13 protein-coding genes are annotated in these 11,524 nt (G+C 44.5%); 5 read left to right on the forward strand and 8 right to left on the reverse strand.

Features of this window, described 5'->3' with window-relative positions; translation table 11 throughout:
- Positions 1–37 precede the first annotated feature (37 nt).
- The 5 genes from FXO21_RS04150 to FXO21_RS04170 form a co-directional block, all read right to left on the reverse strand.
- Complete coding sequence (locus tag FXO21_RS04150) at positions 38–1,915, reverse strand: tail fiber domain-containing protein (RefSeq protein ID WP_149638906.1); 1,878 nt, start codon at positions 1,913–1,915, stop codon at positions 38–40.
- Positions 1,916–2,068: 153 nt separating this feature from the next.
- The gene (locus tag FXO21_RS04155; protein ID WP_149638907.1) at positions 2,069–2,863 is read right to left on the reverse strand and encodes a TIGR02757 family protein; all 795 of its coding nucleotides are present in this window, start codon (positions 2,861–2,863) and stop codon (positions 2,069–2,071) included.
- Positions 2,850–3,062, reverse strand: coding sequence for a hypothetical protein (locus tag FXO21_RS04160; protein WP_149638908.1), 213 nt, complete (start codon positions 3,060–3,062; stop codon positions 2,850–2,852). Before FXO21_RS04160 ends, FXO21_RS04155 begins: the two co-directional genes overlap by 14 nt.
- 19 nt (positions 3,063–3,081) lie before the next feature.
- Positions 3,082–4,107 carry a septal ring lytic transglycosylase RlpA family protein gene (locus tag FXO21_RS04165; RefSeq protein ID WP_149638909.1) on the reverse strand — a complete coding sequence of 342 codons (1,026 nt, stop codon included), beginning with the start codon at positions 4,105–4,107 and terminating at the stop codon, positions 3,082–3,084.
- Between the two features lie 3 nt (positions 4,108–4,110).
- On the reverse strand, positions 4,111–4,896 hold the full coding sequence (locus FXO21_RS04170; RefSeq protein WP_149638910.1) for a DUF4905 domain-containing protein: 786 nt from the start codon (positions 4,894–4,896) through the stop codon (positions 4,111–4,113).
- A 54-nt stretch (positions 4,897–4,950) separates the two neighbouring features.
- On the opposite strand from FXO21_RS04170, the gene kdsB reads away from it, so the two are divergent.
- Entirely contained in the window at positions 4,951–5,688 is a 738-nt protein-coding gene (gene kdsB / locus FXO21_RS04175) for a 3-deoxy-manno-octulosonate cytidylyltransferase (RefSeq protein WP_149638911.1), read from the forward strand.
- A 173-nt stretch (positions 5,689–5,861) separates the two neighbouring features.
- Positions 5,862–7,427: a T9SS response regulator signal transducer PorX gene (porX, locus tag FXO21_RS04180; protein ID WP_149638912.1), complete on the forward strand. Its 1,566-nt coding sequence runs from the start codon at positions 5,862–5,864 to the stop codon at positions 7,425–7,427.
- Between the two features lie 75 nt (positions 7,428–7,502).
- On the opposite strand, the gene FXO21_RS04185 is transcribed toward porX, so the two are convergent.
- Both FXO21_RS04185 and fsa read right to left on the reverse strand, forming a co-directional pair.
- Positions 7,503–8,180 carry a cell division ATP-binding protein FtsE gene (locus FXO21_RS04185; RefSeq protein ID WP_149638913.1) on the reverse strand — a complete coding sequence of 226 codons (678 nt, stop codon included), beginning with the start codon at positions 8,178–8,180 and terminating at the stop codon, positions 7,503–7,505.
- Between the two features lie 24 nt (positions 8,181–8,204).
- Entirely contained in the window at positions 8,205–8,861 is a 657-nt protein-coding gene (fsa, locus tag FXO21_RS04190) for a fructose-6-phosphate aldolase (RefSeq protein WP_149638914.1), read from the reverse strand.
- Between the two features lie 286 nt (positions 8,862–9,147).
- Here fsa and FXO21_RS04195 point away from each other — a divergent pair, with 286 nt between their 5' ends.
- Positions 9,148–9,849, forward strand: coding sequence for a tetratricopeptide repeat protein (locus FXO21_RS04195; RefSeq protein ID WP_149638915.1), 702 nt, complete (start codon positions 9,148–9,150; stop codon positions 9,847–9,849).
- 79 nt (positions 9,850–9,928) lie between these two features.
- On the forward strand, positions 9,929–10,270 hold the full coding sequence (locus FXO21_RS04200; protein WP_149638916.1) for a transmembrane 220 family protein: 342 nt from the start codon (positions 9,929–9,931) through the stop codon (positions 10,268–10,270).
- Here the strand turns inward: FXO21_RS04200 and FXO21_RS04205 are convergent.
- Positions 10,260–11,027 carry a biotin--[acetyl-CoA-carboxylase] ligase gene (locus tag FXO21_RS04205; RefSeq protein WP_149638917.1) on the reverse strand — a complete coding sequence of 256 codons (768 nt, stop codon included), beginning with the start codon at positions 11,025–11,027 and terminating at the stop codon, positions 10,260–10,262. The genes FXO21_RS04200 and FXO21_RS04205 overlap by 11 nt on opposite strands.
- A gap of 43 nt (positions 11,028–11,070) precedes the next feature.
- On the opposite strand from FXO21_RS04205, the gene rsfS reads away from it, so the two are divergent.
- Positions 11,071–11,454, forward strand: a complete 384-nt coding sequence (gene rsfS, locus FXO21_RS04210; protein WP_149638918.1) for a ribosome silencing factor — start codon at positions 11,071–11,073, stop codon at positions 11,452–11,454.
- The last annotated feature ends 70 nt before the right edge of the window (positions 11,455–11,524 follow it).

Here is an 11,524-nt window from a genome sequence, read left to right on the forward strand (position 1 = left end):
AAAGCCCGCTTTTCGCATTTTACGCTAAATCATAATTTCACTTGTTGACCATCATTTTCTTCGCGCCATTGCTTTTACCATCAGTTACCAGATCATATACAAAAACACCGTCACTAAGTTGATCAGCTGAAAGTTGCAATTCGCCTTGTCCGCGTTGATTAACAGTGTGTGTGCTAATCTTTTTCCCGTCAATGGAATAAATATGGATCACTGCATCCTTCACTGATTGTGGTATGAAATAAATGATAGAAGTTTTTCCGGAAAAACCGTTCGGGAAGTTTTGTTCGAGTATCACACCATTTGCATTGGGTTCACCAAGCTGCCGCGCGGACGGAATACCTGTTAGTGGCTTGATCGTGGAGGCTGCCACAATTTTTTCCAATTGTGCAAGTCGGTTAGTCAGCTCGGTCAGCTGCGTGCTCATTTCCTGCATCTTCCCTTCGTTATCCTCAATAACCTGTTGCTGCTCCTTCACAGCATTTACCAACATATAAGTCAGTGCATTCGCATCGTAATCGAGGTATTCGGTTTTGTTGCCTAAAGAATCCTGGTAAGTGAATGTTCCCACCATGTGCGAAGCAATCTTCTGCATATCCTGGGCAATGATACCTACAAATTTCTTGTCTGTCGGCATATCAGCCTTGCCATTATAGCTGAACCAGACCGGTTTGACTTGCTTCAAAAGATCCAGGCCTTCCCGGTACTCGGAGACATCTTTTTTCAGGCGTTCATCGGATGCGATCGTCCAGGTGGAGGAACCTGCTTTGGCTGCGGAGCTGGCCCCGAGATGCAACAGATAGTCCGGAGCCGAAATGCCAATCCCGACATTTGCATTGTTACCGATCACTACGCTGTTATTCTTCGTCACCTTCGCCTGAGCTCCTATTGTAGTGGTATTAAACAAACTTACATTTGATCCTGATCCTGATCCGATATAGGTATTGTTTTCACCGCTCAAATTTGAGTATCCCGCTGAATTCCCTATGTAGACATTTTGACTACCTGTAGTATTTGAATATCCTGCCCGGTATCCAAGTGCTGTATTATTTTTCCCGAAAGTATTTTTAAATCCGGACTCAGTGCCCAAAAAAGCATTGTATTCGCCGACCGTATTCTCGTACCCTGCTCTTACACCAACAAATGAATTTCCGTTGCCGGATTGGTTATAATAACCACTTTCATTGCCCATAAAGACGTTATTGGCCCCGATAGTATTTGAATATCCCGAATGGCTGCCAAAAAATGCATTAAAATTCCCCCCCGAATTGGTATGACCTGTGAAGTAACCAAAAAAAGAATTATTGGTTCCGCCTTCATTTGCGTAGCCGGATTCCGCGCCCAGAAAGCTATTTCTGGCTCCTGTTTTCGATTTGTAGCCTGTCCTGTATCCGACAAATGTATTATCCCAAAGCGTCGCACCCTGATAAGATGCCGCCTCGTCCCCAATCACTACGCTTCGTCCAGATCCCGTCACCCAGTTACCAGTTTTAAAACCGATAAGTACGTTGTTTGTGCCGGTAAGGTCCCAGCCTGCCCGCTTTCCTATTAAAATGTTATAGTCTCCCGAGCTCTTCGCCCCCGCCTCAGACCCAAGCATAACATTGTAGCTACCCAGATTCTCGAGGCCGGCGTAATAGCCTGTGTAAGTATTCTCTTTCCCACTGACGTTCAAGCCTCCACTCAAATGCCCAGTGAAAGTGTTACTTGTTCCATTCGTATTACTCTTTCCGGCACTTCCACCGATAAATGTATTAAAGTGCCCAACACCTGAATTTTTCTTTCCGGCATCATCTCCGAAAAAAGCGTGGTAAGAACCCTGCGTTCCTGCACCAACGCCGTAGGATTGAGCTAGTATCTGGTTTGTCGATGCAGCAGCAATGATTGCTAATGCAGCCTTTTTGTACCATTTTTTCATAACTGTTCGAATTTGATTATTTAATATTCCTATTGATCAAATTTGAATAGCTAAGAGCAGGTGGACAAAAGAAATGACTCAAAGGGTAGCTTAAATGACCCTGCGGAAATGCAAAATGTCGCAAATTAACTATTTGGAAATCAACCTGTAACACTACTTCGCAAACCCTTCAATACCTAATCCGAATAGCGCGAAGTCGTACTTAACAGGGTCGGAACTGTCCAGCAGTTTCAGGGAAGCAGTGAGTTCAAGCGCGGTTTGCCAGTCGGTGACGGGGCGCTTGATCAGCCCCAGCAGGCGCGCAACGCGATCTACGTGGACATCGCAGGGACAGACCAGCTGTCCTGGTGTGATATGCTGCCATATTCCGAAGTCAACCCCGTTGGAATCCTTCCTTACCATCCATCGCAGGAACATATTCAGCCTTTTGCAGGAAGATTTTCGAATTGGGGTGGCAATATGTTTCCGGGTACGTGCCGGAAAGTTTTCAGAGTCGCTGAACAGATTGTGAAATCCTATCAATGCATTCTCTATCGTTTCATCGCCGGTTTTCAGATAACTGCTAAATGCAAATTCCAGCGAGTCGTGCTGGCGGTAATAATTTTGGAAGAAATGAAGAAAGTAAAGTGTATCAGTCGAATTGAAAGTCCGGTGTTTGAAGTTCAAGAACGGCTTCAAATCGTTCTCAGTATGATTTTTCACAAAATCATAAGGCGCATTGTCCATGAATGCCGCAAGTTCCAGGCACTTATTGATGATGGTTTTCCGCTGTCCCCAGGCAAGCACGGCAGCCCAGAAGCCCATGATCTCAATATCCTGCTTAACTGAAAACCGATGGGGAATGCTGATCGGATCGTATGGAATGAAGGCGGGACGGTTATATTGCCCTACTTTTTCTTCCAGGAGATCAGCAATGTATGAAGAAACGGGGGACTCAGCGCTCGGCATGACTTCCTCCAAACAGGTAAGCCACTATCCTTGAGATACCTGAAAAAAACATGACTATCGCCGAAAATATAAAAGTAAAAACGGCAATGAAGGGATAGAGTATTGTAAACATCACGCTCCACACTTTGTAGCCTGCTGTCTTTTTTAGTTCGGCTCTTTCCTCTTCTCTTTTAGACCGAAATTCGGGTGAATGTTTCATAGCAACGATACTAACAAAATTATTCCAGGTAACTCACAACCGCCCTGAAACGCTTGCTATTAGGGGAAACCTTTTCAAATGCGCGGGATGAAAGTTTGATCACAATATCATCATTCACGCTGGTATCCGGTATCCGCCCGATTATTCTTACGATGATCTTTTCCTGATTATACTCATTCAAAACTTCCACCAATGCTCCGACAGGTGCTGTACGGTGAAGCCCCAGAAACTTGCTGGTACTTTCATCCGTTTCAATTACTTCCGCCAGTCCCGATTCTGATTTCTTCTTGCCACGTACAACCTTAGGAGCTTCCACGGCTTCTTCAACCGGCTTTACAACCTTCTCAGGCACCACTGCTTTTGCCTTCACCGAATCTTTCACGACTGTAGTGGTCGTTACCTTTGGCGCAGCAGGCGGGGCCACGGCAGCAGCGGGCTTTTCAACACCTTTCTCACTCACGATCAATTCCTGGCCATCTTTCAGGTTATCATCCGCAAGATTGTTCCATTTGCGCAGATCGGCCATTAAAACCCCATACTTAACCGCAACGCGATATAGTGTTTCCCCCGGGGCAACAATATGTTTTCCATTGGCCGATACCGAAACCGCAGCTCCGGCACTCGGTGCTGATGCAGTGACAGGTGTAGTATTTGTGGTGGGTAAAACTACAGGCTCAGCAGGTTTCGCATTTTTTTCCTCGGCCGCCTGTGCCTGTGCTTCTTTCTTTTCTTCTCTCTTCGCTTCCCGTTCTTCTTTCTTGACTTCTTTTTTAGTCATTTTCGTGTAGGGAACCCGTATCGTCTGGCCAGATTGGATCTGATCGCTCATTCCCGGGTTGGCTTCTCGCAATGCCTGAATAGTAGTACCATATTGGCGTACCACCGCAAACATAGTTTGACCCTGATTCACCCTATGTAAGACAAATATTTTCCCTCCTACCCTTTCAACTCCAACCGAATCCACGTTATTAAATCCCGTTGCCCGGGCACCGACCATTCCTGATAAAATACCTGCCATTAAAGTCAGGCAAAAAATATATTTCATTTATTATGAAAGTGTTAAACTCGAAAATTCATTGTTGTTCTTCAGATAAACCAGCGTTGATTCTTTCAATATCATGGTTGCACGGCCTATGCCAGCGCGTTCCTCAGAAAGTTTTTCGTGTAGAACAAGTTGCCCCCGATCTGTCACAATCAGAAGATATTGCACTGTTTTATCCTGCTGGTAAATATAATAAGAAAAGATAATATAGGGTCTTTTCTCCAAATAATCAATAGCTATGGGTTCGTGACCGCCGGATTCGCTTTTTATAAACGACGCCAGCTTTTCAAAAAAACGATTACCTGTCTTGTAACGAACAGGTTCAGTCAAAATTATTTGCTCCCCGCTCTGGTGCCTTTCCTGTTGGGGTGAAAGTAATCCTGTAAGTACGTTACAGAACTGATAAGTGAACTGGACAGCGGTCTTAGTCGCAACTTCAATCGTGACGTCATCAATCACTTTCACCATCAAATAGTTGGGCAGGCTCCACAAAAGCGCCCCGGTTTCCGCCAAATATGCCGACAAGTCGGTAGGCTCCGGGAGATCCGGATACCGGTAATGATGCACAAAAAATCTGCTATTTGAGAATGCTGTCACCGAGGCCCACCAATCCATTCCTTCCGGAACTCCCTGCCAGATCAGCGTTTCTGTTCGCTGGTCCACAATCGCTACCGAGGCTACTTTTTCCTCGGTGTCACGCAATTCTATTGCCCACTGGTCAATCCCAGGATTTGCATCAGGGATAACCCTCCAAATATGCTGTGAAAAAAGGTGTGAAAAGTGTTTTTGCAATTTTTAGCTTTATTTTGGGACGAAATAGAATGTTATCAAACCAACAACGACCTCGTGCGAATATTAGGAATAATCCCCGCCCGCTACGCTTCTACCCGTTTCCCGGCCAAAGCACTTGTGGATATCGGGGGTAAAAGTATGATCCAAAGAGTTTATGAACAGTCATCCAAAGCTACGAAACTAGATCAGGTTATCGTGGCGACCGACGACCAGCGGATCCAGGACCACGTGAAAAGCTTCGGCGGTTTTGTTGTAATGACTTCCCCGGATCATCAAAGCGGAACGGACAGGTGCTACGAAGCATTGATAAAAACAGCAAGCCATTTCGATTATGTAATTAATATTCAGGGCGATGAACCTTTCATCAGCCCTGAGCCCATCGACCATCTCGCCCAGGTTCTTGATGAGAAAACGGAACTGGCGACATTGGTTAAAATTATTGATCAGGAAGAAATACTTTTTAATCCTAATGTACCGAAAGCGGTTTTGAATAAAAAGAACGAAGTAATGTATTTCAGCCGTCAGACTATTCCCTACCTGAGAAACGCAGAAAAAGAGCAATGGCTACGGACTCACACCTTCTATAAACACATCGGTATTTACGCTTACCGTACCGACGTTTTAGCCGAAATCACCAAGCTGCCGGTATCTTCGCTCGAAAAAGCCGAAGCACTCGAACAGCTGCGCTGGCTTGAAAATGGATATGCAATCAAAGCGGTAATCACATCCGATGATTCACACGGTGTAGATACGCCCGATGATCTGGATAGAGTGACCAAAAAGTTTTTGTAACGCTCTTAAAACCTGGCTGCGTGGTATGCATTTTTTAGCCTCTCCTGAAACGTATAGAGTAAGGTGTAATTATCTTAAAAAGTGTTAAAACAGCCTTTTTTATACCACACTTTCTGATTACCGCGTTACCCTTACAGGCATTTCCATTTAACCATCAATGAAAAAACAAGCTTATGCAATATAACATTCTCTGGGCCGACGATGAAATAGATCTTCTTAAACCACATATCATGTTTCTTACGAACAAGGGGTACAACGTTACCCCTGTCAACAGCGGGGCCGACGCACTTGATCGTATTGAAAATGACCGATTTGACATCGTTTTCCTGGACGAGATGATGCCCGGAATGACGGGACTTGAAACATTGGCGCAGATCAAGCAACAGCAACCCAGCCTTCCGGTAGTGATGATCACTAAAAGCGAGGAAGAGCACATTATGGAGGATGCAATTGGCTCTAAAATAGACGATTACCTGATCAAACCTTTGAACCCAAACCAGATATTGCTGTCTGTCAAAAAGATTCTGGATAACAAAAGGCTGGTTACTGAGAAAACAACATTAAGCTACCAGCAGGAATTCAGAAATCTGGCCATGCAATATCAGGACCGAATCGGTCACGAGGAATGGGCGGATATTTACAAAAAATTGATTTACTGGGAGTTAGAACTGGAAAATTCGGAAGACCAGGGAATGGCGGAAGTTTTCAGTATGCAGAAAAGTGAGGCCAATGCTAATTTCTGCAAGTTTATTGAGGAAGAATATGAAGACTGGCTGAACGATCCAAGATCAGATAAGCCTGTCCTTTCCCATCAATTGATGAAACAGAAGGTATTCCCACACCTTAAAGGCTCTGATGATCCGGTATTCTTTCTTTTGATTGATAATTTCCGCTATGATCAATGGAAAATGATCCAGCCTATTTTACAGGAGTATTTTAATATAGAAGAAGAATCGTCGTACTACTCAATTTTGCCAACTACGACCGGATATGCGCGTAATGCGATATTCTCTGGGTTAATGCCAAGTGAAATGGAGCGCAAACATCCGCAATGGTGGGTCAGTGACGAAAACACGCCGGAAGGAGAAGAAGGCCTCAACAATCACGAGCAGGACTTCCTTCAAAAGCAGTTGGAAATGAACCACTTCAACATCAAGTTTTCTTACAACAAAATCCTGAACACCAATCAGGGGAAAGCTTTGATCGATAATTTCAGCAATATGTTGAATAACCAGCTGAATGTGGTAGTCTATAACTTTGTGGATATGCTTTCACATGCAAGAACAGATGTTCAGATGATCAAGGAACTTGCTCCGGACGAGGCGGCTTACAGATCGATTACCCGCTCCTGGTTCCAGCACTCGCCGCTTCTGGATTTTATCAAGAAAGTAGCTGAGAAGAAATGCAGACTGATCTTAACTACCGATCACGGCATGATCCGGGTACAGAAACCTGTGAAAATCATCGGGTACCGCGAGACGAACACGAACCTCAGGTACAAGCATGGAAAAAATCTCGGATTCGATGATAACCATCTGATGGTGTGCCGCAAGCCGGAACGTATTTTCCTGCCTAAGCCGCACGTCTCAACTTCTTATGTTTTCACGAAAGAGGATTATTTCTTTGCATATCCAAACAATTACAACCAGTATGTGAACCTGTACCGGGACACTTTCCAGCATGGGGGCGTGTCGCTGGAAGAGATGATCATTCCGGTGATCGATATGACTTCCAAATAGTTTCCGGTTTAATATAAAATCAAAAAAGCGAATGCATCAGATGCATTCGCTTTTTTGATTTTATAACTGATCAGATTAACTGCTCGTAACGTTGCCATTTTCGCATTTCAGGACGCGGGCAGGAAACCTTTTAATGAAATCATGGTTGTGAGTCGCCATTAAAATCGCCGTTCCTGCATTGTTGATCGTCCTGAAAACATTCATGATCTGATCACCCACTTCGGGGTCGAGGTTTCCGGTAGGTTCGTCAGCTATCAGAATCTTAGGCTCGTTCAGCATTGCCCGGGCTATTACCACACGCTGCTGCTCTCCACCGGAAAGCTGATGCGGCATTCGCTTGTGCGCTGTACCCAACCCTACCTGCATGAGGACCTCTGCTATTCTCTTGGATATCTTCGCCTGCTGATCCCAGCCGGTTGCCCTAAGAACGAAAGCAAGATTGTCTTCAACAGAACGGTCTGACAAAAGCTGAAAATCCTGAAAAACGATTCCAATCCTGCGTCTCAGAAAAGGTATGTCTGCTCTCTTGATGTTGTGCAACTCATATCCTGCAACTTTGGCAGAGCCGGTATGCAGCCACAAATCCGCATAAAGCGTTTTCAAAAGAGAACTTTTACCACTTCCCGTCCGACCGATCAGATAGACGAATTCACCTTTCTTAATTTCAAAATGGACATCGTTCAAAACAGGGCGGTCACCCTGATAAATATCCGCCTGTTCCAGTACAATAATCGGCTCTGACGACTCAGTCATAGATTTTATTAAAAAACAATAATCTTAGGAATTTCCTTTTTTGTAATCGGCAAGAAACTTCTCAAGACCAATATCAGTAAGCGGATGTTTCAATAACGCTTCCATCGCACTCAACGGGCCTGTCATCACGTCTGCACCTACTTCTGCGCACTGGATGATATGCATCGGGTGACGGACGGATGCTGCAAGCACCTGCGTATCAAATCCGTAGTTCCTGTAAATAGTAAGGATCTGCTCGATCAAACCGATACCGTCTGTCGAAATATCATCCAATCTTCCGATGAAAGGAGAAACGTAGGTTGCGCCTGCTTTTGCTGCAAGAAGCGCCTGGCCTGCGGAGAAAATCAGCGTACAGTTGGTACGAACACCTTTACCAGAGAAATATTTCAAAGCTTTAACCCCCTCTTTGGTCATCGGGATTTTCACCACGATCTTATCATCAATTTCCACAAGCTCTTCTCCTTCACGAATCATTCCTTCTAAATCGATCGAGATTACTTCTGCACTCACATCTCCGTCAACAATATCGCAGATCGCTTTATAGTGGCGCATGATATTATCCTTACCTGTAATTCCTTCCTTCGCCATCAGGGATGGGTTGGTAGTAACTCCATCTAAAACGCCAAGCGCCTGTGCCTCCTGAATTTCATGCAGGTTGGCAGTATCAATAAAAAATTTCATAACGGGAATTTATTGGTTAGAATATTCCACAAAAGTAGAAAACCCTGGTCAAATGCAAAAAGAAAGAAGGGGGGAATGCAAGGAGGGCGCAAATAAAAAAAGGCAAACCGAGAATCTCACCGCATCGACCACCTACCCTTGCTTCCGTCAGGACCTGGGGGATTCAGCAGGAGCTGGTAGTTCCGATTTGCCGGGTGCAAAGATAAAGACATTTTATTAACAAAAAGAAAACATTCATTTAGCGTTTCGAGCTACTTTTGTGCGAATCACCTAGAAATGAACCAGTATGCCCCGCTTATTTTCTTTATTTTTTTTATTTGTCTTTTACGCCTGCTCCCAATCGTCCGATGCATACCTTAAAAAAGGGAAAGAATTGATGCAACAGGGCAAAACCCGCGAAGCCATTGAATTTATTAATACCGCCATTGAGAAAAACACTTCCAATGCGGAAGCCTTCAACCTCCGGGCTGTGGCCTACTACGAACTCAAAGAGTTCCCCAACGCGCTTTTGGATTTCGGGCAAGCTATCAAATTGCAGCCTCAGTCCTATCGCCCCTATTTCAACCGCGCATTGCTTTACACAGATGAAAACCGGCTCGACTCGGCATTTGCGGATTACAATAAGGCTGCCACCTTCGCACCGGATACTGCCGATGTTTTCCTGAACCGCGGCCAATTATTGGTATTAATGGAAAGACACACGGAGGCGATCGCTGATTTTGAAAAAGCTACGCGGCTGGATGCGAACAACAAACAAGCCTGGTACAACCTGGGAAATACTTATTACCGCCAGAAAGACTTCAAAAAAGCCACGTTAGCCTTTCGTCAGACGGTGAAACTGGACGCGCAATATGGCAAAGCTTTTTATGGCTTGGGTTTGGCGCAATGGTATGATGGGGAGAAAGATCTGGGCTGCACCAATCTGAAACAGGCTTCTAATCTTGGATACGGAGACGCTGGTACTGCACTGGCGCAATTTTGTCAATGATAGTATTTTCGTGTAGGTAAATAATACATTTACCTACGCTTATTAATGTAATTCTGACCGTCAACTTCAAATAAATCTGATGAGACTATTCACTATATTTTTCGGCATTATCTTCGTGATATTCGCCTATTTCCAACTCAACGATCCTGATTCCGGCGTCTGGATCGGGATTTACAGTTTTGCAGCATTGGCTTGTTTTATGAGCATCCGCAATCTCTGGCCGAATTGGGTGTTTTATCTGCTGGGTGCAGGTTACATTATTGCCGCTGTTTTTCAATGGCCGCCTGAATTTGAAGGGGTGTTTTTTGGAGAAACACAAATGCGGAGCCTGAACATTGAGCTGGCCCGTGAATCGCTGGGATTGGGAATTTGCGCGATCGTGATGCTCGTGATCGGAAAATGGGGTAAACCTAGTTTTTAAGCCAGACAATCTCTTTGAGTCCCAGACCTGTGATTTCTTCGCCGGTTGACATTCTGACAGACAGTAATCCTTGTCTCGAAACGTCGCTGACGCTACCAGTGTAAACCTTGTCTTTGTACATCAGCGGAACCGCTTCATTGAACCCATATAGGTGATCGAGGTATTCCTGTTGGAGGTTGTTTGTTAGCTTTTCGGATTTCAGGCGGTGATAAAAATGATCAAGGTAACGCCCCAGCTTTTGAAACTCATCAGCCAGCACATATTCCCGGTTTGTCTCGGTTGCAAGTGAGGTCGCATAACGATTATCGGTATATAACTGATTGATATTTACACCAATACCCACAACTGTCGACTTCAACTGCGCTCCCTGAATTGAATTTTCAATGAGTATGCCGCAAAGTTTTTTCCCGCTGACTTGAATATCATTTGGCCATTTAATCCTGACATCAGGCATATATTCTGCTAAATAGGCGCGTATTCCCAATGCCACTGCCTGGCTAATGACAAACTGATCTTCGACTGGTAGAAATGTCGGTGTGAGAATGATTGAAAAGGTCAGATTTTCACCTGGATTCGCGGTCCATACCGTCCCTCTCTGCCCTCTTCCTGACAGCTGATCGTCGGTTATGACAATCGTCCCCTCATCGAATAAGCCTGCATGCACTATTTCAGCCGCAATGTCGTTTGTAGAATGACAAGATGGCAGATAGATAACTTTTTTACCAATTATTAAGCTATCCTGTATCGAGTTGTACAATTTTTTTGCTTTACTTTAGGGTTTAGAAAGGAATCCATTACGCATGAAAGAACGCAAAAATAAAGAACTATCTTCAAAAGATCTCTCCGACCTGGTTGTAAAAGGAATGACAGAAAAGAAGGGCCAGGATATAGCAATTCTCGACCTCCGCAAAGTTAAAAATTCAATAACCGATTTTTTTGTAATTTGTTCGGGTACCTCCGATACACAGATAGATGCTTTGGCCAATTCGGTTGAAGACGAAGTTTACAAAATGTCCAAAACTGAACCCTGGCAGAAGGAAGGCAAGGCAAATGGGGAATGGATCTTGATTGACTATGTGGACGTTGTAGCCCATATTTTCAACAAGGAGCGCCGCAAGCATTATGATCTGGAAGAACTATGGGGAGATGCAGAGGTGACATACCTGGAAGATTCCATGGTATAAAAGGCCGGCAGGTGAACATAAGCCAGACCGGGAATGTTGTTTAATAAATTTCCTCTTAATTAGAAACAAA

This window comes from Dyadobacter sp. UC 10, from assembly GCF_008369915.1.
Classification (GTDB): Bacteria; Bacteroidota; Bacteroidia; order Cytophagales; family Spirosomataceae; genus Dyadobacter.